27 protein-coding genes are annotated in these 23,595 nt (G+C 62.7%); 19 read left to right on the top strand and 8 right to left on the bottom strand.

Annotation, left to right across the window (positions count from 1 at the left end):
• Window positions 1-84: 84 nt before the first annotated feature.
• Window positions 85-1,032 carry a hypothetical protein gene (locus DMY87_RS02225; protein ID WP_110789641.1) on the top strand — a complete coding sequence of 316 codons (948 nt, stop codon included), beginning with the start codon at window positions 85-87 and terminating at the stop codon, window positions 1,030-1,032.
• A 24-nt stretch (window positions 1,033-1,056) separates the two neighbouring features.
• Here the strand turns inward: DMY87_RS02225 and DMY87_RS02230 are convergent, their stop codons facing one another.
• A complete protein-coding gene (locus DMY87_RS02230) occupies window positions 1,057-1,416 on the bottom strand; it encodes a GNAT family N-acetyltransferase (RefSeq protein WP_425353466.1) in 360 nt (119 codons plus the stop codon).
• 91 nt (window positions 1,417-1,507) lie between these two features.
• Window positions 1,508-2,695, bottom strand: coding sequence for a winged helix-turn-helix domain-containing protein (locus tag DMY87_RS02235; RefSeq protein WP_110789643.1), 1,188 nt, complete (start codon window positions 2,693-2,695; stop codon window positions 1,508-1,510).
• On the opposite strand from DMY87_RS02235, the gene DMY87_RS02240 reads away from it, so the two are divergent.
• The 7 genes from DMY87_RS02240 to DMY87_RS02270 all read left to right on the top strand — a co-directional run bounded on the left by DMY87_RS02240 (window position 2,694) and on the right by DMY87_RS02270 (window position 7,071).
• On the top strand, window positions 2,694-3,209 hold the full coding sequence (locus tag DMY87_RS02240; protein WP_110789644.1) for a hypothetical protein: 516 nt from the start codon (window positions 2,694-2,696) through the stop codon (window positions 3,207-3,209). The two genes, DMY87_RS02235 and DMY87_RS02240, sit on opposite strands and share 2 nt — an antisense overlap.
• Window positions 3,210-3,459: 250 nt before the next feature.
• Window positions 3,460-4,140 (top strand): energy-coupling factor ABC transporter ATP-binding protein, encoded by a 681-nt coding sequence (locus DMY87_RS02245; protein WP_110789645.1) that lies wholly within the window; start codon window positions 3,460-3,462, stop codon window positions 4,138-4,140.
• Window positions 4,134-4,739, top strand: a complete 606-nt coding sequence (locus tag DMY87_RS02250; RefSeq protein WP_110789646.1) for an energy-coupling factor transporter transmembrane component T family protein — start codon at window positions 4,134-4,136, stop codon at window positions 4,737-4,739. The genes DMY87_RS02245 and DMY87_RS02250 overlap by 7 nt, the downstream gene beginning before the upstream one ends.
• Before the next feature lie 31 nt (window positions 4,740-4,770).
• A complete protein-coding gene (locus DMY87_RS02255) occupies window positions 4,771-5,334 on the top strand; it encodes a biotin transporter BioY (protein ID WP_110789647.1) in 564 nt (187 codons plus the stop codon).
• Between the two features lie 267 nt (window positions 5,335-5,601).
• Complete coding sequence (locus tag DMY87_RS02260) at window positions 5,602-5,832, top strand: hypothetical protein (RefSeq protein ID WP_133252992.1); 231 nt, start codon at window positions 5,602-5,604, stop codon at window positions 5,830-5,832.
• A 39-nt stretch (window positions 5,833-5,871) separates the two neighbouring features.
• A complete protein-coding gene (locus DMY87_RS02265) occupies window positions 5,872-6,108 on the top strand; it encodes a hypothetical protein (protein ID WP_110789649.1) in 237 nt (78 codons plus the stop codon).
• A gap of 69 nt (window positions 6,109-6,177) precedes the next feature.
• Window positions 6,178-7,071 carry an SAM-dependent methyltransferase gene (locus DMY87_RS02270; RefSeq protein WP_110789650.1) on the top strand — a complete coding sequence of 298 codons (894 nt, stop codon included), beginning with the start codon at window positions 6,178-6,180 and terminating at the stop codon, window positions 7,069-7,071.
• Between the two features lie 32 nt (window positions 7,072-7,103).
• On the opposite strand, the gene DMY87_RS02275 is transcribed toward DMY87_RS02270, so the two are convergent.
• Window positions 7,104-7,505 carry an acyl-CoA thioesterase gene (locus DMY87_RS02275; RefSeq protein WP_110789651.1) on the bottom strand — a complete coding sequence of 134 codons (402 nt, stop codon included), beginning with the start codon at window positions 7,503-7,505 and terminating at the stop codon, window positions 7,104-7,106.
• A 188-nt stretch (window positions 7,506-7,693) separates the two neighbouring features.
• Between DMY87_RS02275 and DMY87_RS02280 the strand changes: the two genes are divergently transcribed.
• The 8 genes from DMY87_RS02280 (at window position 7,694) to DMY87_RS02315 (ending at window position 14,109) form a co-directional block, all read left to right on the top strand.
• A complete protein-coding gene (locus DMY87_RS02280; protein ID WP_110790344.1) occupies window positions 7,694-8,629 on the top strand; it encodes a histone deacetylase family protein in 936 nt (311 codons plus the stop codon).
• 2 nt (window positions 8,630-8,631) lie between these two features.
• The gene (locus tag DMY87_RS02285) at window positions 8,632-8,886 is read left to right on the top strand and encodes an exodeoxyribonuclease VII small subunit (RefSeq protein WP_110789652.1); all 255 of its coding nucleotides are present in this window, start codon (window positions 8,632-8,634) and stop codon (window positions 8,884-8,886) included.
• Window positions 8,887-8,944: 58 nt separating this feature from the next.
• Entirely contained in the window at window positions 8,945-9,241 is a 297-nt protein-coding gene (locus DMY87_RS02290) for a nucleotidyltransferase family protein (RefSeq protein ID WP_245408806.1), read from the top strand.
• A 19-nt stretch (window positions 9,242-9,260) separates the two neighbouring features.
• The gene (locus tag DMY87_RS02295; protein ID WP_110789653.1) at window positions 9,261-9,455 is read left to right on the top strand and encodes a HepT-like ribonuclease domain-containing protein; all 195 of its coding nucleotides are present in this window, start codon (window positions 9,261-9,263) and stop codon (window positions 9,453-9,455) included.
• A 94-nt stretch (window positions 9,456-9,549) separates the two neighbouring features.
• On the top strand, window positions 9,550-10,476 hold the full coding sequence (locus tag DMY87_RS02300) for a pirin family protein (RefSeq protein WP_110789654.1): 927 nt from the start codon (window positions 9,550-9,552) through the stop codon (window positions 10,474-10,476).
• Between the two features lie 89 nt (window positions 10,477-10,565).
• Window positions 10,566-12,485, top strand: a complete 1,920-nt coding sequence (gene dxs, locus DMY87_RS02305) for a 1-deoxy-D-xylulose-5-phosphate synthase (RefSeq protein ID WP_110789655.1) — start codon at window positions 10,566-10,568, stop codon at window positions 12,483-12,485.
• 93 nt (window positions 12,486-12,578) lie between these two features.
• The gene (locus tag DMY87_RS02310) at window positions 12,579-13,763 is read left to right on the top strand and encodes an MFS transporter (protein ID WP_110789656.1); all 1,185 of its coding nucleotides are present in this window, start codon (window positions 12,579-12,581) and stop codon (window positions 13,761-13,763) included.
• Window positions 13,764-13,767: 4 nt separating this feature from the next.
• The gene (locus DMY87_RS02315) at window positions 13,768-14,109 is read left to right on the top strand and encodes a YkgJ family cysteine cluster protein (RefSeq protein WP_110789657.1); all 342 of its coding nucleotides are present in this window, start codon (window positions 13,768-13,770) and stop codon (window positions 14,107-14,109) included.
• A gap of 3 nt (window positions 14,110-14,112) precedes the next feature.
• Here DMY87_RS02315 and DMY87_RS02320 read toward each other — a convergent pair whose 3' ends face one another.
• Window positions 14,113-14,442: a hypothetical protein gene (locus DMY87_RS02320; protein ID WP_110789658.1), complete on the bottom strand. Its 330-nt coding sequence runs from the start codon at window positions 14,440-14,442 to the stop codon at window positions 14,113-14,115.
• Window positions 14,443-14,636: 194 nt separating this feature from the next.
• Here DMY87_RS02320 and DMY87_RS02325 point away from each other — a divergent pair, with 194 nt between their 5' ends.
• From DMY87_RS02325 to DMY87_RS02335, 3 genes are all read left to right on the top strand, one after another.
• Window positions 14,637-15,239 carry a superoxide dismutase gene (locus tag DMY87_RS02325; protein ID WP_110789659.1) on the top strand — a complete coding sequence of 201 codons (603 nt, stop codon included), beginning with the start codon at window positions 14,637-14,639 and terminating at the stop codon, window positions 15,237-15,239.
• Between the two features lie 157 nt (window positions 15,240-15,396).
• Window positions 15,397-15,804 (top strand): hypothetical protein, encoded by a 408-nt coding sequence (locus DMY87_RS02330; protein WP_110789660.1) that lies wholly within the window; start codon window positions 15,397-15,399, stop codon window positions 15,802-15,804.
• A 10-nt stretch (window positions 15,805-15,814) separates the two neighbouring features.
• Window positions 15,815-16,072 carry a DUF2188 domain-containing protein gene (locus tag DMY87_RS02335; RefSeq protein WP_110789661.1) on the top strand — a complete coding sequence of 86 codons (258 nt, stop codon included), beginning with the start codon at window positions 15,815-15,817 and terminating at the stop codon, window positions 16,070-16,072.
• Between the two features lie 95 nt (window positions 16,073-16,167).
• Here DMY87_RS02335 and DMY87_RS02340 read toward each other — a convergent pair whose 3' ends face one another.
• The 4 genes from DMY87_RS02340 to DMY87_RS02355 form a co-directional block, all read right to left on the bottom strand.
• Window positions 16,168-18,012 (bottom strand): methyl-accepting chemotaxis protein, encoded by a 1,845-nt coding sequence (locus DMY87_RS02340; RefSeq protein ID WP_110789662.1) that lies wholly within the window; start codon window positions 18,010-18,012, stop codon window positions 16,168-16,170.
• A gap of 185 nt (window positions 18,013-18,197) precedes the next feature.
• Complete coding sequence (locus DMY87_RS02345; protein ID WP_110789663.1) at window positions 18,198-20,234, bottom strand: methyl-accepting chemotaxis protein; 2,037 nt, start codon at window positions 20,232-20,234, stop codon at window positions 18,198-18,200.
• Between the two features lie 208 nt (window positions 20,235-20,442).
• A complete protein-coding gene (locus DMY87_RS02350; protein WP_110789664.1) occupies window positions 20,443-21,468 on the bottom strand; it encodes a DUF4424 domain-containing protein in 1,026 nt (341 codons plus the stop codon).
• A 221-nt stretch (window positions 21,469-21,689) separates the two neighbouring features.
• Window positions 21,690-23,591: a methyl-accepting chemotaxis protein gene (locus DMY87_RS02355; protein WP_110789665.1), complete on the bottom strand. Its 1,902-nt coding sequence runs from the start codon at window positions 23,589-23,591 to the stop codon at window positions 21,690-21,692.
• Between the last annotated feature and the right edge of the window lie 4 nt (window positions 23,592-23,595).

The raw sequence follows: 23,595 nt of genomic DNA on the forward strand, positions 1-23,595 counted from the left end.
ATGCGGGCCTGTGAGCGATGACCTTGCCTGGCGAACGCGCCATTCCTAAAATCCGGACCGGTCTTGGGCTTGGGGGACTTCACCATGTGGGACTTTTCCATCGGACGGGCGATCGGCATCCTGGCCGGCACGCTGCCCTTCATTGCGCTGCGCATCGTCATCTATTTCACCATCACGCTTGCCTATGTGCTTGGAACCGGCGGTGCGGCCGGGGTCGGATACGGCATGGGCATGATGTTCGGCAGCGGCGAGGATTTCGCCGTCTGGGGCGGGATCCTCGGCTTCGGCATGGTATCCTTCGCCGTCTACTGGATCCGCGAATGGCTGCTCTACATGGTCAAGGCGGCGCATATCGCCGTCATGGTCGAACTCTATGAGGGCCGCCGCCTGATGCCCGACGGCAAGGGGCAGATCGCCCATGGGCGGGCGGTCGTCGAGTCCCGTTTTGCCGAGGCAAATCTGCTCTTCGTGCTGGACCAGCTCATCAAGGGCGTGATCCGGGCGATTACCGGGATCATCGGCGGCATCGGCATGGCGATCCCGGGGCTCGAAGGCGTGGCGCGGTTCGTCAATACGGTGATCCGGCTGTCGCTCACCTATGTCGACGAGATCATCCTGGCGCACAACATCCGCACCAACAGCCAGAACCCGTGGGAGACCGGCCGCCAGGGCCTGGTTCTCTATGCGCAGAACGGAGGGCGAATGGTGAAGAACGCCGTGTGGCTGGCGATCGTCCTCTGGCTTGTGACGGCGGTGATCTTCGTGCTGCTGATCGGCCCGGCCCTTGCGCTCGTCTCTCTGTTTCCGGGTGCTGCGAGCGGCTTCGGGATCGCCATTGCCGTCGTCGGTGCGCTGGCGCTGAAGGCGGCGGTTCTCGAACCTTTCGCCATTGCCGCGCTGATGCAGGTCTATTTCCAGGCGATCGAGGGACAGCGGCCGGACCCAGCCTGGGATGCCAAGCTCGCCTCGGTGTCGCGCAAGTTCCAGGACTTGAAGGACCGGGCGCTTGCGGCTGCCGGCCAAGAGGCGTGAACCAGCCCCGATCTCAGCAGTGGTTCACACCACCTTGCGCGCCATGCCGACCGAGCGCGGAGCCGTTTCGTCGAAGCCGAACTGGGCGTAGAGTGTGTTGGCCGGCACATCGGCGATCAGGCTGACATAGGCTGTTTTGGGCAGGGTGGCGATGACATCGGAGAGCGCCGCCATGATCCATTTGGCAAGCCCCCTGCCCTGATGGGCCGGCAGAATGGCGATGTCGGTGACCTGGAAGAAGCAACCGCCATCGCCGATGATGCGGCCCATGCCGACGGTCTCTTCGCCCAGCATGAGGCTGACGCCGAAGATCGAGTTCGGCAGGCCCTTTTCTGCCGCCTCCCGCGAAAAGGGCGTGAGGCCGGATTCGAGGCGCAGGCGCATGTAGTCGTCGATGGCGGGCACACGGGGCTCGATGCGGTAGGCGCTGTTGTCGGTCACGTCGGATCTTTCTGTCTGTTTTGATGTCTGTCGGTCAGCCCAGCCAGCCGTCTCGCAGCCGGACGCTGTCCATGCCGGAGAACCGGGCAACGCGCTGCAATTCGGCCTGCAGCCTGTCCAGGCGGCCAGCGCTCGGCTTTACCCCCGGCTCCAGCCAGAGGCGGCGCACCTCGAGCACTCCCTCCTTGCGCTCGGCCTTCATGTCGATGCGGCCGATCAGCCGGTCGCCTTCAAGCAGCGGGAAGACGTAATAGCCATATTGCCGCTTCGGCTCGGGAACGAAGACTTCGATGCGATAGAAGAAGCCGAACAGGCGCTCCGTGCGGTTGCGATCGCGGATCAGCGGATCGAAAGGCGAGAGCACGCGGATGCGGGCGGGCGGTTCCGGCGCCTCCAGCAGCGCGGCGACCCGATCCGCGAAGGCGAAGGAGGCGCGCGGCTTTCCATCGACGGTGCCGAGCGACAGCTCCTCCAGTTCCTCGCGATGCGTGGCCACCCAGGCCTTGGCCTCATCGGGCGTGACGATGTCGAAGAAGGCGGCAATCTCGCCCGAGGTGGCAAAACCGAGGCGAGAGAGCGCCGCACGGCAGGCCCAGTCGACAAAAGTTTCGTGATCGACTTCGGCGGCATGATGCTCCGGCGGGATGACGCGTTCAGACAGATCGTAGACCTTCTGAAAGCCCTCGCGGCGGGCGATCGACAGTTTGCCCGTATGCCACAGGAATTCCAGCGCGGTCTTGGAGGGATGCCAGTTCCACCAGCCACCGGACTTGTGGTCGTCGCCCTTGACGTCGCGCGCCATGACCGGGCCGGTGTCGCGGATGCGGGCATAGGTTTCCTCGAACGCCTTGTCGAAGCCCTCCCCCTGCCACTTCGCCCAGTTTTCCATGATCTTCGCCTCGCGGCGGACGAAGCGGTGTTTCCAATAGGGGAAGAATTCGGACGGAATGATCGAGGCGTCATGCGTCCAGTGTTCGAAGAGCGAGCGATCCTTTTCCGCCAGATGGGCGAGATCCGTCTGGCGATAGGTCTGGTTGCGGGAAAAGAGGATCTGGTGATGGGCGCGCTCGACCCACTGGATGCTGTCGACCTGGACGAAGCCGAGATCGTGGACCAGCTGATAAAGCCCCTCGCGGCCAAGCGCCTTCGTCGGCGCGCGGGACAGGCCCTGCCGTTCAAGGAAGATTTTTCGCGCCAGCGCATTGGGAACGGGAATCGCCATGATTGAGACGCTAGCGGTTGTTCGTGGTTTGTTCAATGGGCTGGCCGCTCTGGAAAGCATCGCGCAATCGCGATACAACCTATCCGATAAGCGTCGACCAAAGCTTTCGGAGAAAAATAAGGAGGAATGGCCGCGGTTCAAACCTCTGATCCTGGGCGAGCTGCCGGTTCAGCATCTGCGCCGTTTCGGACTTAATCTGCAGCCCGGCCCGGTCGGCTTTTCAATCCCGGCTCAGAAACACGCCTTCAAATCACATCCGGACAGTTTCATGTCCTGTTTGCCGTTCCTGACGCAGACCGTCGCGCGGCCGAGCCATGTCGGCCAGTCGCCGAAGCATATGAATGATGGCCTTGAGTTAATCCGTGAGGTTCGGCAATTGGACCTCATCCTGCTCGTGGCGGTGCTGATCCGTCCGACCCGGCAGGGCGTCTACATGGTAAAGTCGACCTACCCGATCGATCGCAACAAGCTGGAAAATCGGTTGCGGAAAGGGCATCTGATAGAGACACAATAAAAAGCCCCGCGCGAAGCGAGGCTTTCCATTTCCGCCGGGGTGCCAAAGCCCGGATCTCTTCACCTTGCGGCTACTGACCCTTGCGGGTGCGTGGGGAGGCCGTTCCCACCTCGAAACTTGCCACGCCAATATTGGCGTTTCGCCCTCGATTGTCAAGAAAACTGCGGGCAGCAGACGTCGGCAACACCTTGGAGCATTCCCCCATACGTTCCCGAACGCTATAGAGACCCGAACCTTTCGGAGACCCACCTTGCACATTCGTTTCGACCAGGCCGAATTGCGTTATGGCGACCGCGTGGCAGTCCGGCCGCTCTCGCTAACTCTCAGCGAACCGCGCATCGGTGTGATCGGGCTCAATGGCTCCGGCAAGACGAGTTTCGCGCGGCTGATCGCAGGGCTGGCCAAGCCTTCCTCCGGCCGGGTGACGCTGGATGGGCTCGATACGGTCGCGGACGAAAAGGCGGCGCGGGCTAAGACCGGCTTCATCTTCCAGAACCCCGGCCACCAGATCATCCTGCCCGTCATTCGCGACGACATTGCCATGGGGCCGAAGGCGCGCGGGCTGGGAGCTGACGAGGTCGAGCAGGCCGTGGATGCCGTTCTGGCCCGTTTCGGCATCGAGGCGCTTTCGAGCCGCCGACCGCATGAGCTTTCGGGCGGGGAGTTGCAGCTCGCGGCGCTGGCTGCCGTCGTGGTCACCCGGCCCGAAATCATCCTGTTCGACGAGCCGACCAACCAGCTGGATCTTCGCAATCGAGCATTGGTGAAGGCTGCGATCGACGGGCTGACCGAACAGGCGGTGGTGATCAGCCACGACCTCGATCTCGTTGCCGATTTTGCCCGTGTGCTGGTTTTCCATGAGCAGGCGCTCGCCTTCGACGGCCCTGGCGACGCTGCCATCGCCTGCTACCGGGAGATTGCCGGATGCTGACCAGCCTGTTCGTTGAGGGCGTGAGCCCGCTGCACCGGGTGGGCGTGCGGACCAAGCTTGCCTTGCTGCTTCTCGTCGGGCTCGGGCTCTACTTCGTTTCGAACCCCATCGCGCTGATGCTCGCCATGCTGGCGACCGGCGGGCTTTATCTGTCTAGCGGGCTTTCCGTCGGCGAGGCGCTCAGACGGGTGCGGCCGGTGCTCTTCACCATCGCCATTCTCGGCCTGTTCAACATCCTTCTCCTTTCGCCTGCGGAGGCGCTCTCGACGACACTTCGGCTGCTGGCCGTGCTGTTTCTCGCCGCCGCCATCACCGCGACCACGACGATTGCCGCCTTCATGGAGGTCATCACCGATCTCGCTCGTCCTCTGGAGCGGATGGGGCTCCTCAAGGCGTCCGATGTCGGCCTCGCCTTCGGGCTGGTTCTGCGCTTCGTGCCGGAGATCGCCGCCCGCCACGAGGCGCTGAAGGAGGCCCACGCGGCCCGTGGCATTCCGGTCAAGCTCTCGCGCATGCTGGGACCGCTGATCATTTCGACGTTGAAGGATGCCGACCGGATCGCCGAGGCGATTGACGCGCGCGGGATTAGAGGCCAGTAAAATTCCCAAAGTTTTTTTGGGGACCGCCACCATGACCACCAGAGATCTCGTTCTCTCCGCCCTCTTCACCGCCATCATCATCGTGCTCGGCTTCCTGCCGCCGGTGCCGATCCCGCTTTTGCCCGTGCCGATCACCGCGCAGTCGATGGGCGTGATGCTCGCCGGCTGCATCATCGGCGCCAGGCGCGGGGCGCTTGCCTATGTGCTACTGGTCGTGCTGGTCGCGGTCGGCCTGCCGGTTCTCTCCGGCGGACGTGGCGGCCTTGCCGTGCTGATCGGCCCGACCGGCGGCTATATCTTCGGCTGGATACTCGGTGCCTTCGTCACCGGCCTCCTGGCGGAAAAGCTGGTGCGGGAAGACCAGTCCGCCACGAAGCAGATGACCGGCTTCTTCCTCGCGTCGATCCTCGGCGGCATCGGCGTGGTCTATCTCTGCGGCATGCCGTGGCTGTCTCTGGTTGCCGGCACGCCCTTCGACAAGGTGCTCTTCGGTTCGCTGGCCTTCATCCCCGGTGACCTGGTCAAGGCTGCGATTGCCACGCTTGCCGCCCGTGCGGTCCTGGTCGGATATCCGCTGCTGCCCGTGCGCGTGTGACATTGCGCACATTCCCTGTCTGGCCAAAATGACACAAGCCCGCTTCGGCGGGCTTTTTCATGTTTACTTTTGAACCTTGGATGAAAAACCGGAAGTATAGCCACTCAGGAAGAGTAAACTTTCTTCCTAAATTTATATATTTCAGCAGTTATTAAATTAGATTACACATCTTTCTGCACGGCGCCGCTGAGGCCATTTGCCTTCCTGAACAGCCCCGCCGCACACATCCACACCGCATACATTCACAATCGACAAGGGAGACGTGACATGAGTGACACGGAAGTAGCCCGATTCATGGTCGGGGTGTCTATGGACGCGGCTGCGCTGCAGCGATTCCACGCCAATCCGGATGCCGAACTGAAACGGTTCGGCATTTCCGACAGCGCCGCAAAGATCATCAAGAGCAAGGACGCCCCCGCGATCCACAAGGCGATCAAGACGAACTTCGGCGCCAATGCCGCCGCAGACACCGTCAACGTGGTCGTCGTGGTGCTCTGAACCAGCGCGCGTCAACCAGCAGAAGGAAAGGATATTGCAATGCCTGCAATCGACAAACTGCTCGTCGACATTGCGACGAACGCCTCCACTGCCAAGAAATTCCGCGAAAACCCGCTGGCAGTGATCAACAACTCTAACCTGTCTCCGGTGGAGGAGTCCGTGCTCCTCTCCCGTGATCCGAAACTGATCCAGTCCACCCTCCATGCGGCCGCCTTGAAGAACAGTCTCAAGGCAGCCGACGGAGAAACCGTCTGGACCGTCGTCGTGGTCATCTGATCCGGCGGGCCGTGCCGGTCCGAGATCGGCGCGGCCTCACTGCATCAACACCTTTCGGGAGATACCGTCATGGATGCACTGGTTGCTGAAAAACCCTTCGATCCCATCGCGACACGCTCAGAGCCGCCGGTGAAGACCGGCTTCCTCTCGGTCGTCGGCGTCGGGATCAAGCTCGCGGCCCAGACCAGCCTCGAGGCGAAGGCCCATATCGAAGCCGCAGACCGGGTTTTCTACCTCGTCACGGACCCTGGTACCGAATACTGGCTCACCTCGCTCAATCCCTCGGCGCAGTCACTGCAGTCCTTCTACGAAGACCGCAGCAGCCGTCTGGCGACCTATCTTGATATCACCGAATACATTCTGGAACATGTCCGCCAGGGCCTGCACGTCTGCGCGGTGTTCTACGGCCATCCCGGAATCTTCGTCTTTCCGTCGCACCGGGCCGTCGCCCGTGCCCGACAGGAGGGGTTCGACGCGGTCATGTTGCCGGGGATCTCCGCCGAGGACTGCCTGTTTGCCGATCTCGGGGTCGACCCCGCCCGCAAGGGATGCCAGAGCTTCGAGGCGACGGATTTCCTGATCTTCGACCGCACCTTCGATCCGCGCAACAACCTCGTGCTGTGGCAGGTCGGCGTGCTCGGCGAAGTGGGCTACAAGATCTCGCTGTCGCAGGAGAAGCTGGAGGTGCTGAAGGAAAAGCTGCTCAAGGCCTATCCTGCCGACCACCCCCTCACGGTGTATGAGGCCGCGCGCTATCCGGTCTGCGATCCGACCATGCTCAGAACCACGATCGGCGAACTCGACGCATCGATGATCAGCACAATCTCGACGCTGTTCATTCCGCCGGTCGCCCAGCGCAAACCCGATCTCGACATCGCCAAGCGCCTGGGCATTCCCGAGGACTTCATCAAGCGCCGCTTCGAACTCAGCGACGAGGAGATCGAGCGGCTCGGCCTCGATTGAGGGCTATGTGCAGGTCGCGGGAGCCTCCACGCTCAGCGGAGGTATCGATAAAGCCAGTCGCGGATGTCTTCCGGCAGCGCGGCTGGCTCACCGGTTTCACGATCGCGGGCGGTCCAGGTCACGTCGATCTCCGCGACCGTCTGGCCGTCACGCTCCATCTCGACCTCGAAGCCGACCGACTTGCCGCCGATCTTGTCGACCCGCACGACCACGCGCACCGGATCGTCAAGGCGCAGGGGCAGGTGAAGACGCAGTTCCAGCTTGGTCGGCGCATAGCGCGGTTCATCCTCCAGCGGCGGACGGTAACGCCAGAAATGACGCAAGGCGGCCTCGGCATGGGTGACATAGGCCGCCGCCTGCATTTCGCCTGTGTCGGCGATGTCGCGGTAGGGAATGGTGATTTCGCTCACCTCGACGCGGTCGATCTCATCCATGCAAGGTCCCGTCTTTTCCGTGTGTTAGCGGCATCTAACGGCATCGCCCCCTCCTCCACAAGTCGTGTCCCAAAAAGGTATCTGCGCGGGGTTTCCGGTTGCGGGCCAAGAGGAATGGGTAAAACCGCATTGCGAGGTGGAAGATGACGGTATGCCGCCTTATGTTCACCGCGACCGAGGATGGCCCGATGACAACACGTCTTTACGAGAACCCGCTCTTCCTGGAGCACAACACGCCACCGGGGCATCCCGAACGGGCGGACCGGCTGCGCTCGCTCAACATCGCGCTTGAGCACCCCAACTTCGCACAGCTTGAGCGGGTCGAGGCTGTGCAGGCCAATGAAGACGCCGTGACGCTGGCGCATCCGGAAGAACATCTGTTTGCGGTGATGCGGCAGATCCCCGAAGAAGAGGGCGAGATCAACCAGATCGAGGCTGACACCTATGCCTCGCCGAAGAGCCTGCAGGTGGCACTGACCGCCATTGGTGGCGCTATGGCAGCGGTCGACGACGTGATGACCGGCAAGGCAGACAATGCCTTCGTCGCCGGTCGACCGCCGGGGCATCACGCCGAAAAATCCAAGGCGATGGGTTTCTGCCTGTTCAACACAATCGCGATTGCCGCACGCCATGCCCAGAAGACCTATGGCGTGGAGCGTGTCGCGATCGTCGACTGGGACGTGCATCACGGCAATGGCACGCAGGACATCTTCTGGGACGACCCGTCGGTGCTGTTCTGCTCGACGCACCAGATGCCGCTCTATCCCGGCAGCGGCGCCAAGGACGAGACGGGTAAACACCGCAATATCGTCAATGCACCGCTCTCGCCGAATGTCGGCTCGGATCATTTTCGCGAGGCGTTCAAGAGCCGGGTCCTGCCGGCTCTGCACGATTTCTCGCCCGATCTCATCCTGATTTCGGCCGGCTTCGACGCGCATCACCGCGATCCGCTGGCCCAGATCAATCTTGTCGGCGAAGACTTCGACTGGGCGACGGGGCGTCTGCTGGAAGTCGCCGATCGCTTCTGCAACAACCGGGTCGTCAGCCTGCTTGAAGGCGGCTATGATCTCGAAGGGCTCGCCGAATCGGCCGGCCTGCACATCGCCAGACTGATGAAGGGTTGAGTATGTCCGACGCCGCTGTTTCCGCCGATCTTTCCGGCCTCTCGTTCGAAAAGGCCGTGGCCGAACTCGAAAGCATCGTCGCACGGCTCGAACGTGGCGATGTGGCGCTGGAGGATTCCATCGCGATCTATGAGCGCGGCGAACTCCTGAAGAAGCATTGCGAGACGCTGCTGTCGGCTGCCGAAAACCGCATTGAGAAGATCCGGCTCGATCGCGCCGGCAAGCCAACGGGAACCGAGCCGCTCGACGGGGCTTGAGCGACTTTTCTCGACCATAGCGGGAAAATTTGTTATGCTTTCGGCCATGGACAAGGACATGGTCATTGCCAAGCTGCGGGAGCATCGCGACGAACTGGTCGCTGATGGCATCTTGTCGCTGTCTCTGTTCGGGTCTGTTGCGCGCGGTGAGGCGACCGAGGAATCGGACGTCGATGTTGTTGTTCGCCTTGACCATTCCAAGATGGGCAAGGGCTTCAGTTTTTTCAGCGACCTAGATATTTTGCGACAGAAGCTCGAGACCATCACCGGTCGACCTGTGGATATCGTCTGCGAACCGGTCGAAAAGGAACGCCTTGCTCGACGCATAGAGAGGGATCGCCAGCTTGCCTTCTGAGCGTCCATGGCTGCGCCTGATGGACATTCTCGACAATGCCAGAAGCGTTCTCGCCTATACCGAAGGCATGACCTACGCGCAGTATCTGACAAACCCTCTGGTCAGAGATGGTTCCGAGAGATGCCTTGCGCGCATCTCGGAAGCTGCAGTGAAACTGGGGTCATTTGCGCCCGACCTGCTACCGAACCATGATTGGACAGGCGTCAAAGACTGAACGCAGCGTCACGCTTCCCCGCAGGCCTCACGTCTAGCTTCCGGCCTCAATGCCATCCTACACTCTCCCCATCGACCACGCGGAGACCGCCCCCATGTCCTTCTTCCCCGGAAACGATCCTGTCCCTGGTGACGGTTTTGCCTGTGATGCGATCGAGCATCTGATCATCCCGCGCTCCAGCGATATCGGCGGGTTTTCCGTGCGCCGGGCGCTGCCATCGATCAAGCGGCGGCTGGTCGGGCCGTTCATCTTCTTCGACCGGATGGGTCCGGCGATCCTGAAGGCAGACGAAGCCATGGATGTGCGCCCGCATCCGCATATCGGGCTCTCGACCGTCACCTATCTCTTCGACGGCGAGATCAAGCATCGCGACAGCCTGGGCACGGAACTCGTGATTGCGCCTGGCGACATCAATCTGATGACGGCAGGCCGCGGCATCGTGCATTCCGAGCGCACGCCGGAAAACCTGCGCGGTTACCCGCTTGCGATGTCGGGTCTGCAGACCTGGATCGCCCTGCCCGACCAGATGGAAGAGATCGATCCGGCCTTTGCCCATACCGCCAAGGGCGAATTACCGACCTTCAACGATCGCGGCGCATCCGGTCGCATCGTCATCGGCGGCATGGGCGGCCTGCGGTCACCGGTGAAGACGTTCTCCGAAACTCTTTATGTCGATCTGTCGCTCGAAGCCGGCGCCCGCTTCCCCTTCGACGCAGGTCAGGAAGAGCGCGCGCTTTACATCCTCTCGGGCGAGATCGAGATCGCCGGCGACCGTTTTGCCGCCGACCAGTTGCTCGTCTTCCGACCCGGTGACGAAATCACCCTGATCGGCGGCGCGACAGGCTGTCACGTGATGCTCTTCGGCGGAGCGGCCATGGGGACGAAGAAACATATCTGGTGGAACTTTGTTTCGTCGTCCAAAGAGCGAATCGAACAGGCCAAGGAAGAGTGGAGAACCGGGCGTTTCGATATCGTTCCCGGCGATGAAGAAGAGTTCGTGCCTTTGCCGGAGGGCCGTTGACCGCTATATAAGCGCTTGATGACGTGGAATTGCCCTGATCGTCGGGGGATGGTATCGCGCATCCAAACAGACTGAAGAGGCATCAGCCCGTGACATCCCTGCCCGATACGCCGCTCCTGGACAAGGTCAAGCTCCCGAAAGACCTGAAGGCCGTCGAAGATCGTGACCTGCCGCAGCTGGCGCGCGAGGTCCGCGACGAGATGATCGACGCGGTGTCGAAGACGGGTGGTCATCTGGGTGCCGGTCTCGGGGTCGTGGAATTGACGATCGCGATCCACAAGGTGTTCAACACGCCTGACGACCGGCTGATCTTCGACGTCGGCCACCAGTGCTATCCGCACAAGATCCTGACCGGCCGCCGCGAGCGCATTCGCACGCTGCGCCAGGAAGACGGCCTCTCCGGCTTCACCAAGCGCGCCGAGAGCGAATACGATCCCTTCGGTGCTGCCCACTCGTCCACCTCGATTTCCGCCGGCCTCGGCATGGCGGTTGCCGCCGAGCTGTCGAAGACCGACCGCAAGGTGATCGCCGTGATCGGCGATGGCGCCATGTCGGCCGGCATGGCCTATGAGGCGCTGAACAATGCCGGTGCGCTCGATGCCCGCCTGATCGTCATCCTCAACGACAACGACATGTCGATTGCACCGCCGACGGGCGCGATGAGCGCCTATCTTGCGCGCCTTGCCTCCGGCCGGACCTATATGGGCTTCCGCGACTTCGGCAAGAAACTGACCGCCTATCTCGGCAAGACCGTCGACCGCGCGATCACCCGCGCCGTCGAACATGCCCGTGGCTATGTCACCGGCGGCACCATGTTCGAGGAGCTCGGTTTCTACCACATCGGCCCGATCGACGGCCATTCCTTCGAGCATCTGCTGCCGGTGCTGCGCAATGTCCGCGACAATGCCAAGGGCCCGGTTCTGATTCATGTCGTGACCCAGAAGGGCAAGGGCTATCCGCCGGCCGAAGCGGCAGCCGACAAGTATCATGGCGTCAACAAGTTCGACGTCATCACCGGCACCCAGGCCAAGGCCAAGCCGAATGCGCCGGCCTATACCGCCGTCTTCGCCGATGCGCTGGTCGAGGAAGCCCGCCACGACGAGAAGATCGTCGGCATCACCGCCGCCATGCCGTCTGGCACCGGCCTCGACAAGCTGCATGCGCTCTTTCCGGAACGCACCTTTGATGTCGGCATCGCCGAGCAGCACGCCGTGACCTTCGCAGCCGGTCTCGCCGCTGAAGGCTACAAGCCCTTCTGCGCCCTTTATTCGACCTTCCTGCAGCGTGGTTACGACCAGGTCGTGCACGATGTCGGCATCCAGAAGCTGCCGGTGCGCTTCCCGATCGACCGGGCCGGTTTCGTCGGCGCCGACGGCCCGACCCATGCGGGTTCCTTCGACACCGGTTTTCTCGCGGCGCTGCCCGGCTTCGTGGTCATGGCCGCTGCCGACGAGGCGGAGCTGAAGCACATGGTGCGCACTGCGGCTGCCTATGACGAGGGTCCGATCTCCTTCCGCTATCCGCGCGGCGAAGGTGTGGGCGTTCCGATGCCCGAACGCGGCGAGATCCTCGAAATCGGCCGTGGCCGCATCGTCAAGCAGGGCTCGAAGGTCGCACTCCTCTCCTTCGGCACGCGCCTCGCCGACTGTCTGCTTGCCGCCGAAGACCTCGATGCCGCTGGCCTTTCAACCACTGTCGCCGACGCTCGCTTCGCCAAGCCCTTGGATCATGACCTGATCCGCCAACTCGCCCGCCACCACCAGGTGGTCGTCACCGTCGAGGAAGGCGCCGTCGGAGGCTTCGGCAGCCAGGTGGTGCATTTCCTCGTCAACGAGGGCTTGCTCGACAACGGCCTGAAGGTCCGCTCGCTCGTGCTGCCCGATGTCTGGATGGACCAGGCCAAACCCGAAACCATGTATGCCAAGGCAGGCCTCGATGCGGCCGGTATTCTGAAGACGGTGTTTGCGGCGCTGGGTCAGGACGTGCCGGGTGTGATTGCGGCGGGGTAAGCGCTCCAGCCCACCTCTCTCTGGACTTCCCCCGCTCCCCCCGCTAGACCGGGCCTTCAATCGACAGGCGCTGAAACGCGCTTTGGAGGCTCCATGCAGACGGCAGGCACCACGGATATTGCACCCGATTTCGCGCCAGACTGGGCGGCGATCGCAGTCGTCATTCTCGGTGTCACGGCCTTTGCCGTCGGCCAGGGGCTGACGTATCCCCTGATTTCGCTGATCCTGGAAAGTCGTGGCGTCTCGTCCAGCATGGCGGGGCTCAATGCGTCGGTTTTCGCGCTGGGGCTCGCCTCCTCGACACTGATGATCGGCCAGCTGACACAGGCGATGCGTGGCGACCGCCTGATCGTGGCGTCGCTGCTCGGCGTTTCGATCTCGCTTGCGACCTTGGCGGCCTTCGACCAGCTCTGGGTCTGGTTCGTCGCCCGCTTCCTGCTCGGCTTCTGCACCAGCATCATCTACACGGTGAGCGAGGCCTGGCTGAACACCGCTTGTCCCGATCGCCTGCGCGGCCGCGTGTCCGGCGCCTATAGCGCTGGCATGTGCGCAGGCTTTGCCGCCGGCCCGCTCGCCATTCCGCTTGTCGGCATTGAGGACGGCTTTGCCTTTGCGCTGACGGCGGCTTACGTGGCGCTCGTCGCCTTTGCCTCGGTCATGCTGGGTCGCTACGCCAAGACGAAGCCTGAGGCCTCCGAAGCGGGCGGGCTTGTCACCTTCGTCAAGCTTGCACCGGTGCTCACGCTGATGGTCGTCGCCTTCGGCTTTTCGGATATCGCGGCGATCTCGATGATCCCGCTCTATTTCGTCGAGCGTGGCTACAGCCAGAATTTCGCGGCCTTCGTCGTCACCATGGTGGCGCTGCCGACGGCGCTTGCCCAGCCCTTTGTCGGCTGGCTGCTGGATCGGCTGTCGCGGCCTGTCATCGCCATCGCAGGCTCGCTGATTGCCGCCGTCGCCTTCCTGGTTCTGCCTCTGATGACCTCTCCGCTCACCCTGCTGATCACCATATCGATCCTCGGGGCTGCGAGCTTTTCGCTCTATACGGCTGCGCTCACCTTGCTCGGCGAACGCTTCCGCGGCGGTCTTCTCGTCTCGGGAAGTGCCGTCTTCGCTCTGGCTTACGCGATCGGCAGTGCCGCAGGCTCCGGCACCACAGGTCTCACCATGGATCTCGTCTCGGTCGATGCCGGGCCCGTCTTTGTCGGCCTGTTGATGCTTGTTTTCACCGGCTTCTTCGCGGTCAATCTCATGCGCCTGCGCGCGGCGAAGCGCTGAGCCCATGCTCGAGACGTCCCCACCCGAGATCTTCGATTGCCAGGCCTGCGGCGCATGCTGCGCCTATTCCGCCGACTGGCCGCGCTTTTCGCTTGAAAGCGACGAGGAGATATCCGCCATCCCGGAAGCGATGATCGCCAAGGACGAAAGCGGCATGAAGTTCGAGAACGGGCGATGTGCGGCGCTCACCGGCGAAGTCGGCAAACATGTCGGCTGCGCAGTCTATCTGGTGCGGCCGCATGTCTGCCGCACCTGCATGCCGGGCGACGAGGAGTGCAAGATCGCGCGGGCCGAATTCGGCTTCGCCATCGACGGCTTGCCCGAGCCGGAGGTCTACGAGGCGTAGGTCTCAGGGAACGGTGATCGTCACCTGGTCGGCGGGAAGCTCGCCGCCGATCTCCGCCGCCTGGGTCTTCTTGTCGTAGACGCAGATCGAGCTCACCACAGCATCCGCCCCCACGGCCTTGCCGGTCACGATGGCCACGCCATAGCTCTCTGTTCCGAAGGGATCGACAACGACCTTTGGCTGCTCGATGCGTCCCTCCGCCAGGACCGTGCATTTCGCGGCGACATCCTTGGCGAACTCGGCCCAGGCGTCATCCGAGGACGCGACGGCCGGGGAGGAGAGCGGGACAACGGCCAGGGCAGCAATCGCGAGAAGCTTGCGGGAACGGAACATGGGATACCTCGGTTGGGGGATGTCGGGCCGGGAACGTGGGATGGAACGGCACACGGTGCAAGTCCAAAAACGGAAGATATTTCTTTCGATCAGAAGCCGGTTTTTGGAAGGCCGAAGGTTGCCTCGCCTCCCATCCGCACCTATGTTCCCGTCACCTGCCAAAACGCAATCCATTGCCCAAAGGAGATATCACCATGGCCTTCGAATTGCCCGCCCTGCCCTATGCTTACGACTCGCTTTCGCCGTTCATGTCGGCTGAAACGCTTGAGTTTCACCACGACAAGCATCACCAGGCCTATGTGACCAACGGCAACAACCTCTTGAAGGACTCGGGCCTTGAAGGCCTGTCGCTGGAAGAGATCGTCAAGCAGTCCTATGGCAAGAATGCCGGCCTGTTCAACAATGCCGGCCAGCACTACAACCACATCCACTTCTGGAACTGGATGAAGAAGGACGGCGGCGGCAACAAGCTGCCCGGCAAGCTGCAGGCTGCCATCGACAGCGACCTTGGCGGCTATGACAAGTTCAAGGCCGATTTCGTTGCAGCCGGCACCACGCAGTTCGGCTCCGGCTGGGCCTGGCTTTCGGTCAAGGACGGCAAGCTGGAAATCTCCAAGACCCCGAACGGCGAGAACCCGCTCGTTCACGGTGCATCGCCGATCCTCGGCGTCGATGTCTGGGAACACTCCTACTACATCGACTATCGCAATGCCCGTCCGAAGTATCTCGAAGCCTTCGTCGACAGCCTGGTCAACTGGGACTACGTGCTGGAAATGTACGAAGCCGCGACCAAGTAAGGCCTTCTCAAGCCATAATTTCAAAGACGCCCGGTGCCGCAAGGTGCCGGGCGTTTTCATTTCAGGCTGCGACACTTGAGGCAGCCTCCTGCATGGAACCTTCCGGTGCCGGCCACGTTTGTTCCGCAAGACCGGACAACAGGAAAGGAACCGTTCCATGGCCTCTTCGAACCTTCAGGCAGAACTGCGTGACCTGCGCGAGCAGATGAACGATCTCAAGGACACGATTGCACGCGAAGCGAGCCGCAGCGGCCGGACCGTCCGCAACCGCGCCTCGGAAGCGCTTGATGATGCGGCCCGCACCGCCTCGTCGGTAACCGGCTATAGCGCCGATGACGTTCGCAACCGCGCCTCCGACGTGGTGAATGGTGCAGCCCGCACCGCCCATGTGGTTGCCGATTACGCCCGCGAAGGTGCGGACACCGTTGCCGGCGTTGTTCGCCGCCATCCGGGTGCCGCAACCTCTGCCGGTCTCATCACGCTCGGCATCATCGGTGGCGTCGTCGGTTACCTGCTCGCCAACTCGGCTCCGCCGGCCCGCGACAGCCGCTGGCGCTGGAACTGAGGCAGAGTACATGGCCAAGGTGACCTATCACGTCGTCGAACATGACGAAGGCTTCGCCTACCGGCTGGGCAATGTCTATTCCGAGCCCTTCGCCACCCATGCCGAAGCCGTTGCGGCTGCACGGCATGCCGCCGGCGCCCAGCAGCTTGCCGACGGCGATGCGGAGATCAGCTGGCAGGACGAAAACGGCGAGTGGATCCATGAACATGCGGACGGTGCGGACCGGCCCATGGCGGACGTGGTCGACGATGTCGATGACGCCCGGTAAAGCCTGCCCAGCAGGCTAAACGGGGAAAGCCCGTGGCATACGCCACGGGCTTTCTTCGTTTGTGCAGGATGGCAGAAGGGTCGGGAGATCAGACCTCACGCGGCCCGGCGCATTCCCGACGGTCGCGCCTGCAGCTCGAAACGTTCGATCATTGCACGTAGCGCTGCCGCCTGCTGTGCAAGACGGCTCGCCTCATTGCTTTGGTCATCCGAAACGCGGGCATTGTGCTGGGTTGCGGTGTCGAGTTGATCCACGGCGCCGGCGATGTCGCGCAGACCGCTCGACTGGTCGCGCGAGAAGTCGGCAATGGCGTCCATGTGATCGTTGATGGTCTGGATCAGGCTGCCGATTTCGACCAGCGTTTCGCCGGTTCCATGCACCAGCTTCACACCGTTCTCGACCTGAGCGGTGGAATTCTGGATGAGCGCCTTGATCTCCTTGGCGGCGTTGGCAGACCGCTGCGCCAGTTCGCGCACTTCCTGCGCCACCACGGCGAAGCCCTTGCCGGCTTCCCCGGCGCGGGCGGCTTCGACGCCTGCATTGAGGGCGAGGAGGTTGGTCTGGAACGCAATCTCGTCAATCACACCGATGATATTGGAGATCTGCTGCGCACTTTCCTCAATGCGGCGCATGGCCTGCTCGGCTTCGCTCACCACCTGGCCGGAGGTGAGCGCGCTCTGATTGGCCTTCTTCGCGACATCCCGCGCGTCGGCCACACGCTGGTTGGCGGCATGCACGGTGGCGTTGATCTCCTTCAGCGACGCGGCGGTCTGCTCCAGCGAGGCCGCCTGGCTTTCGGTCCGGCGGGCGAGTTCATTGGCGCCAGCCGCGATCGTGCCGCTGCCGTCATCGATGGTCCCGGCCGCGATCTGGATCGCAGACATGGTATTGGCCAGTTCGCGGATCGACGCATTGAAGTCATGGCGCAAGGCCTCGAAACTCGGGTCAAACGGCTCCTCGATCTGGAAAGCGAGATCGCCGGCCGCAAGGCGCCGCAGGCCACCGGCAAGTCCGGCCGTGGCGATCCGCAGCTTTTCCGCCGCTTCCTCCTCGGCGCGGCGCTCGACATGACGCCGGTGCTCCTCGGCCTTGTGGCGGGACTGCTCCGTCTCGGCTTCGAGCGCGCGGGTGCGGCGCAGATTGTCGCGGAAGATCTCCAGCGCGCGGCCCATGACGCCGAGTTCATCGCGTCGATCCTGGGTTCCGACGTCGACATCAAGATTGCCTTCAGCCAGCCCCTGCGTTGCGCGGGCGAGCTTGCGCAGCGGATTGACGGCCGTCATGCGCAGCATCAGGATCACAAGTGCGATCATCACGGCAAGGGCGCCCGCGCCGATGCCGACGCGCTTCCAGGCATTGGTCCGCCAGGCCGCAAGTTCCGGCGCGAGGTCGACCTCGGCACTGTAGACACCGATCACCTCACCCGGCTGGATGTTCATCTTGGCGGTATGACAGCTCGCGCATTTCTCGTCGCTCGCACTGCCCTGGCCAAGGATAACCGGGCGGGTCATGCGAAAGCGCTCACCCTCGAGGCTGTTCAGCCGCGCAAGAGCCGAGATCGCCTGCTGATCGATCGTATCGCGCGGTCCCTCGAATTCGGTTTCCCCCTGGGATTTCTGGAAGTCGATGACCTTCGGTCCCATGACCAGCCAGAGCTTGACGCTGCCCCCGGAGTTGGAAAACTGGTCCATGGTGCCGTCGAGCGTTGCGATGGCCGGATCGTCCTCACCGACTTCTTTGCGATTGAGCATGGCCTGGGTGTGGACGGATTCCAGCATGTCCAGTGCCGCATCACCGCGCTTGGCGGCCTTGTCGGTCAGGGTCAGGCGTTCGGCGGAAATTTCGTAGGCAGCGGTGCTCGCCTGAATGGCCACGACTGCGATGCCGATGCCCAGGACCATCTGGAGCGAGAGCGGCAGTTTCTTGAAGGAACTAAGCATGGGGTTTCCGTTTATAGGCCGCTCTCCGCGGCTGTGTTAACGGTAACAAATTCCCGAAATGCTGTTAATTTTCCGTTCCTGACTGCAAGGTCTGGCCCTGAAATCGAGTGTTATTGTTGAATAGTACTTTCGAGCGTGCGACCGGACATTGGATGCCGAAGAGGATCCAATGTCCGGTTGAGGGATCAGAACTCCGTCCAGTCCTGCTGGGCCGGCACTGGGGCGGTTTCGCTGGGTTTCTGAGCCGTGGCCTGGCTGGTGCCAAAGGCGCGGCCGAGCTTGTTTGCCAGCGCACGGGCGGGCGATGGTGTGCCTGCATGGCCGGCTGAGGCTGCCTTCACCGGAGGTCTGGCCGGGCTTGCCGGAGCCGGTGGCGCAGAGCGTTGCGGTGCCACCTGGCTTGTGCGCGGCGATGCCGTGACTGACGCAGGGCCGCCCTGCCCCAGACGGAACTGGGCGAGCAGCATGTTGAGCGAATCCGCCTCTGCCGCCAGGGTGTGGGAGGCGGCCGTCTGCTGTTCGACCATGGCGGCATTCTGCTGCGTGCCCTGATCCATGGCGGTCACCGCGAGGTTGATTTCCTGCAGGCCGGTCGACTGTTCGCGGGCGGCCGTGACGATCGCCTGCACGTGATGGCTGATTTCCTGAACGGCGGCGACGATCTTCTCAAGTTCGGTGCCGGTCTCGCCGACCAGCGCCACGCCATTGCCGACCTGGGCGGTGGAATTGGCGATCAGCGACTTGATCTCGCGGGCGGCATTGGCCGAGCGCTGGGCGAGTTCGCGCACCTCCTGGGCAACGACGGCAAAGCCCTTGCCGGCTTCACCGGCACGGGCGGCTTCGACGCCGGCATTGAGCGCCAGAAGGTTGGTCTGAAAGGCGATGTCCTCGATGACGCCGATGATGTTGGAGATCGACTGCGAGGACTGCTCGATGCCCGACATGGCGGCCACTGCGGAGCGGACGACTTCGCCGGAGCGTTCGGCGCCGGCCCGGGTGCGTTCGACGAGCTGGCCGACATCTTCTGCGCGCTGGGCCGTGTCCTTGACGGTGGTCGTCACTTCCTCGACGGCGGCTGCCGTCTGTTCAACGGAGGCGGCCTGCTGTTCGGTGCGTTTGGCGAGATCGTCGGCCGAAGCGCGAATTTCGGCAGCGCCAGCATTGATCGCCTCGGCATTGGCGCCCACCGTGCGCAGCGCTGCCTGCAGCTTGTCGACGGAATCGTTGAAATTGCCGCGCAGCCGGTCGAGCCTCGGTGCAAACGCACGCTCAAGCCGGAAGGCGACATCGCCATTGGCCAGCGCGGTCAGGCCCTGTTCCAGCTCGGCCATGGCAAACCGGATTTCCTCGGCTTCGCTCGCCTTCTCGGCTTCCGTCTTCTGCCGTTCCGTCTCGGCCTGTTCGCGCATCACGCGGCGCTCCTCGGCCATACGGGCGGTTTCGATCGCGGCGTCCTTGAAAACCAGCACGGCCTTGGCCATCCGGCCCACTTCGTCGCCACGGTCGATGGCGGGCACCTCGACCTTGTGGTCGCCTGCGGCAAGCCGTCCCATGGCGTCGGTCATGCCGGTAATCGGCGTGACGATGGAGCGGGCGAGAAGCCAGATGAGGCCGACGGCGAAGACACCGGCGACGGCTGCGCCGAGGATAAGTGCAAGCTCGAGGGCATGATGCGCATTGTCGAGCTGGGTGCGAATGGCGCTTGTCCGCTCGGCCAGAAGGGTTTTGATCTCTGCTGCGGCGGCGCGGAACTGGTCGAGTTCGCCAATGCCGTCACGCTTGCCGATGGCGGCGACTTCCGCAATTCCGAGCGTGCCGGCCTTGCGGGCGGCAATCTGGGGATCAGCGACATTGGCACCATAGGCATGCGCGGCTGTGCGCATCGTCTCCAGAATACCCAGCAGAGCCTTGTCTCCGGACGCGAGTGTCGATGCATCGACCAGCGCCGTGTCCACGGCCCTTCGCTCGGTTTCCACGGCCGCCAGGGTCGTGTCGGTGCCCGTCAGAAGATAACCGCGCTCATTGGAGGCCTGCTCCGCCATTGCCGTCATTGCAGAATCGACGAGGTTGACGATGCGCTGTGCACGATCCTGGTCGACGACCGCCATCTTGGCTGTGTAAGCCTGCAGGAAGACGACGACGGATGCCAGGAAGCATCCGGCCATGATGGTGCAGAAGGTCAGGATGAGCTTCTTGCTGAGGGACAGGTTGTTGAGCGACATGGGCCTCGACTTTCGGACATGACTTTCGGGCCTGCGCACCCGTCTGTTCGGGACGCATGGCGGCAAACGATGCCTATGGCATCGCCGAAGGGGGCAAATGCATGATCAATCCGGGGTTTGCGCAGCCGTCATGGCGCACTCAGGGGGAAGCCGGACACATCCGATCGTCGCGATAGTGTCGAAAACGATTTTACAACCCGTTACCAAATTATGGCTGATTGCCGGGGTTCCAGTCCTTGCTGGAAACCAGCAACAGAATGTCGAGATCCCGTTCGGGAACGAATTCCTTGGCGCGCATCTCGAAGGTCGTGTCTCCGGTCTTCTTGATATCCTGGCCGCAGAAGCTGACGACGTGGTTGTGATTGCCCTTGTCCACCGTCAGGTGGAAGTCGCCGATAGGCCCGAACCAGTTGTTGCCTGTGGTCAGGATATAGGACAGCCAATGCTCGAAATAGTAGAGACCCGTGTTGAAATCCTGCGACTTCTCAAGCCTGATCGCCGTCTTCATGAAATCGTCGTCGATGCAATAGCGCCGCTTGTAGTCTTCGAACTGGTCGTTCGGCTTGCCCTCGTAGAGAAAGGCCATTCCCGTCGTGCCGCCAAGACTGGGGCGGTAGGAGTGCTCGACATTCACCTCCTCGCCGGCCGGGAATGTCGTCTCCCACCAGTAGATCGAATCGAGCTGCCAGACCGGCACGTATTCCGGTTTCTCGGCACCGTAGTCCATGGCGGCGACGAGGCCCTTGACCAGCCAGTCCTGAAGAACCGTCTCGTCGAGCCGGGCGACCGCCGCACGTGTCTTGTCCGACAGCGGTTGCAACGGGACCCCTTGTGCCGTCACTTCCTCGGTAAAGTCGATCCCCTGGACGAGGACGCGCTGCTGCAGCCTGGGCTCGATCGTTTCGCCGTCCTGCATGACCGAGAAGCCCATGAAATTGTCGCTCTGCTCGTCAGGGACGGCTGCCATGGTTTCGACCGGGCCACCGATCTTCGGCATGGGGAAGGCGACGATGGTTGTCACGTCCGTGTCGCCGGTGTTGCGATAGGTGTATTTCACATCCACGCGTTCGGGGGAGATGTAGAGATCCTCCCGCGCCATGGTGATCTGATCGGTGCGGGTGAATGTCAGGCCGCCGGCGCCGAGCACGGCCATGGTGTCATTGGCGCAAGCCCCTGTTGCCGCCAGTCCCTGCAATGTCAGCGCCCATGCAGCGGCGATCACCCTTGCCTTCATGCCCGTCTTCCTCGCTTGATCCGAACCATGGAACATTGTCCCAGACTAGAGATCGGATTTGTGGGCGGTCAATGCCGGACTGCGACCATGGCTGGGTAAAAGCGGCCGCTCGTCCGGGCTTTGAACACGCCGGTCAATCTGCGGTTATGGCAGACAGAAAAGCGCTCCCGACCTTTCGATCGGGAGCGCTGTCGAGAAACCGTTCAAACCGCTTCCTGCGATCAGAATTCGTTCCAGTCGTGTTTCAGGGCCAGATTGCCGCTCACAGCGGCCGGGGCGCGGCGTGTCTGGTCGGCTGCAGCACGCGAGGCCACCTGGCGGCTTTCGCTTGGCGCACCGGCCAGCTTGAACTGGGCGACCAGGGAGCGCAGACGGGTTGCTTCCTGGGCCAGAGCGGCCGAGGCTGCGGTCGACTGCTCGACCATGGCGGCGTTCTGCTGCGTCGTCTGGTCCATCTGATTGACGGCCGAATTGACTTCTGCAAGGCCGGTCGACTGTTCGCGGGCGGATCCGGCAATCGCATCCATCAGCGTGTTGATCTGCACGACGTAGTCACCGATGGCCTTCAGGGCCGTGCCAGTTTCGCCAACCAGTGCCACGCCGGAGCTAACCTGGGTGCCGGAGGCCGTGATCAGGGCCTTGATCTCCTTGGCGGCCTGGGCGGAACGCTGTGCCAGTTCACGCACTTCCTGGGCAACGACGGCGAAGCCCTTGCCGGCTTCACCGGCGCGTGCTGCTTCGACACCGGCATTGAGCGCCAGAAGGTTCGTCTGGAAGGCGATCTCGTCGATGACGCCGATGATGTTGGAGATCTGCTGCGAGCTGTCTTCGATCCGCCGCATGGCTTCGACCGCCTGGGAGACGACCTGGGCCGAGCGGGCTGCGTTCTCGTTTGCCAGGACGGCAACGCTGCGGGCCTCGTCGGTGCGCTGAGACGAGTTGCGCACGTTGACGGTGATCTCGTCGAGCGCAGCTGCGGTCTCCTCAAGAGCGGCGGCCTGCTGTTCCGTACGCTTCGACAGATCGGTCGCACCGGCGGAGATTTCGCGGGTGCCGCTGTCCATGCTGGTCACGCTGTCGAGGACCGAGCCGATGGTCATGGCGAGCTGCTGCAGCGAGGCGTTGAAGTTCCGGCGAAGGGGTTCGTAATCCTCCGCAAAGGCTTCCGTCAGCTGGAAGGAGATATCGCCTTCGGCCAGCCGCTGCAGACCATTGCCAAGCGTTTCGGTGGCAAAGCGCAGCTTTTCGGCTTCTTCCTGGATACGCCGCTGGTTGGCAAGGCGCGTCTCCTCAGTCTGGCCCCGGGCAGCGACTGCTTCCTCTTCGAGCTTGCGGTTGGCAATCGCGTTCTGGCGGAACACTTCCACGGCAGCGGCCATCTGACCAACTTCATCCGTGCGGCCGACACCGGGGACGCCGATGCTGGTATCGCCGTCAGCCAGCACACGCATCGAGCCGGCGATGCGGACGAGCGGGGCAACAAGGCTTTTCTGCAGCAGCACGAGAAGGCCGATGACAGAGGCAATCATCACGGCTGCCCCCTTCAGGATCGTCATGCGGGCGCTATCGGCCGCTTCGACGGCAGCCGTTGCGCGCTGGGTCAGAAGGGACGCTTCATCGCCGGCAATTTCAGCCGCCTTGGCACGAATGCCGTCCATCCACTTCTTGCCGGCGCCATTGATTTCCATGGCGCGCGCCTGTTCGACGGTCGCGGGGTCCTTCATGAGGGCGATTTCCTTGGCCGCGACTTCCTCGGTCCAACCCTTCACCAATGCGGCGAGCTCGCTCAACCGCTTCTGCTGGGTGGCATTGTCAGAGGTCAGCCGAACGACCTCGTTGAAGGCCTTCTCGTAGTTCTCGGAACCGGCGTTGTACGGCGCCAGAAAGCCTTCGTCGCCGGCCAGGAGATAGCCGCGAACGCCTGTTTCCCGATCGACCATTGCCGACACGATATCATCGACGCCCTGCAACACTTCATAGGTGTGGACAGTCCAACCATTTGCCGTTTGCTGAAACGACAGGGAAGACCAGCTTAGGGCGTTCACGATGACGCTGATCACGATGACCAAGGCGAATGCGCAGATCATCTTGGCAATGGTGCGCATATTGTTGATTAAATGCATAGTC

Source organism: Peteryoungia wuzhouensis (assembly GCF_003205195.1).
Lineage (GTDB): Bacteria > Pseudomonadota > Alphaproteobacteria > Rhizobiales > Rhizobiaceae > Allorhizobium > Allorhizobium wuzhouense.

What these genes read in the sequence shown, in the direction of transcription:
- DMY87_RS02225 (WP_110789641.1), top strand. Translation starts at nt 85, where the DNA reads ATGTGGGACTTTTCCATCGGACGGGCGATCGGCATCCTGGCCGGCACG.
- DMY87_RS02230 (WP_425353466.1), bottom strand. Translation starts at nt 1,416, where the DNA reads ATGCGCCTGCGCCTCGAATCCGGCCTCACGCCCTTTTCGCGGGAGGCG.
- DMY87_RS02240 (WP_110789644.1), top strand. Translation starts at nt 2,694, where the DNA reads ATGATTGAGACGCTAGCGGTTGTTCGTGGTTTGTTCAATGGGCTGGCC.
- DMY87_RS02235 (WP_110789643.1), bottom strand. Translation starts at nt 2,695, where the DNA reads ATGGCGATTCCCGTTCCCAATGCGCTGGCGCGAAAAATCTTCCTTGAA.
- DMY87_RS02250 (WP_110789646.1), top strand. Translation starts at nt 4,134, where the DNA reads ATGCTGACCAGCCTGTTCGTTGAGGGCGTGAGCCCGCTGCACCGGGTG.
- DMY87_RS02255 (WP_110789647.1), top strand. Translation starts at nt 4,771, where the DNA reads ATGACCACCAGAGATCTCGTTCTCTCCGCCCTCTTCACCGCCATCATC.
- DMY87_RS02260 (WP_133252992.1), top strand. Translation starts at nt 5,602, where the DNA reads ATGAGTGACACGGAAGTAGCCCGATTCATGGTCGGGGTGTCTATGGAC.
- DMY87_RS02265 (WP_110789649.1), top strand. Translation starts at nt 5,872, where the DNA reads ATGCCTGCAATCGACAAACTGCTCGTCGACATTGCGACGAACGCCTCC.
- DMY87_RS02270 (WP_110789650.1), top strand. Translation starts at nt 6,178, where the DNA reads ATGGATGCACTGGTTGCTGAAAAACCCTTCGATCCCATCGCGACACGC.
- DMY87_RS02275 (WP_110789651.1), bottom strand. Translation starts at nt 7,505, where the DNA reads ATGGATGAGATCGACCGCGTCGAGGTGAGCGAAATCACCATTCCCTAC.
- DMY87_RS02280 (WP_110790344.1), top strand. Translation starts at nt 7,694, where the DNA reads ATGACAACACGTCTTTACGAGAACCCGCTCTTCCTGGAGCACAACACG.
- DMY87_RS02285 (WP_110789652.1), top strand. Translation starts at nt 8,632, where the DNA reads ATGTCCGACGCCGCTGTTTCCGCCGATCTTTCCGGCCTCTCGTTCGAA.
- DMY87_RS02290 (WP_245408806.1), top strand. Translation starts at nt 8,945, where the DNA reads ATGGTCATTGCCAAGCTGCGGGAGCATCGCGACGAACTGGTCGCTGAT.
- DMY87_RS02295 (WP_110789653.1), top strand. Translation starts at nt 9,261, where the DNA reads ATGGACATTCTCGACAATGCCAGAAGCGTTCTCGCCTATACCGAAGGC.
- DMY87_RS02300 (WP_110789654.1), top strand. Translation starts at nt 9,550, where the DNA reads ATGTCCTTCTTCCCCGGAAACGATCCTGTCCCTGGTGACGGTTTTGCC.
- DMY87_RS02310 (WP_110789656.1), top strand. Translation starts at nt 12,579, where the DNA reads ATGCAGACGGCAGGCACCACGGATATTGCACCCGATTTCGCGCCAGAC.
- DMY87_RS02315 (WP_110789657.1), top strand. Translation starts at nt 13,768, where the DNA reads ATGCTCGAGACGTCCCCACCCGAGATCTTCGATTGCCAGGCCTGCGGC.
- DMY87_RS02320 (WP_110789658.1), bottom strand. Translation starts at nt 14,442, where the DNA reads ATGTTCCGTTCCCGCAAGCTTCTCGCGATTGCTGCCCTGGCCGTTGTC.
- DMY87_RS02325 (WP_110789659.1), top strand. Translation starts at nt 14,637, where the DNA reads ATGGCCTTCGAATTGCCCGCCCTGCCCTATGCTTACGACTCGCTTTCG.
- DMY87_RS02330 (WP_110789660.1), top strand. Translation starts at nt 15,397, where the DNA reads ATGGCCTCTTCGAACCTTCAGGCAGAACTGCGTGACCTGCGCGAGCAG.
- DMY87_RS02335 (WP_110789661.1), top strand. Translation starts at nt 15,815, where the DNA reads ATGGCCAAGGTGACCTATCACGTCGTCGAACATGACGAAGGCTTCGCC.
- DMY87_RS02340 (WP_110789662.1), bottom strand. Translation starts at nt 18,012, where the DNA reads ATGCTTAGTTCCTTCAAGAAACTGCCGCTCTCGCTCCAGATGGTCCTG.
- DMY87_RS02345 (WP_110789663.1), bottom strand. Translation starts at nt 20,234, where the DNA reads ATGTCGCTCAACAACCTGTCCCTCAGCAAGAAGCTCATCCTGACCTTC.
- DMY87_RS02350 (WP_110789664.1), bottom strand. Translation starts at nt 21,468, where the DNA reads ATGAAGGCAAGGGTGATCGCCGCTGCATGGGCGCTGACATTGCAGGGA.
- DMY87_RS02355 (WP_110789665.1), bottom strand. Translation starts at nt 23,591, where the DNA reads ATGCATTTAATCAACAATATGCGCACCATTGCCAAGATGATCTGCGCA.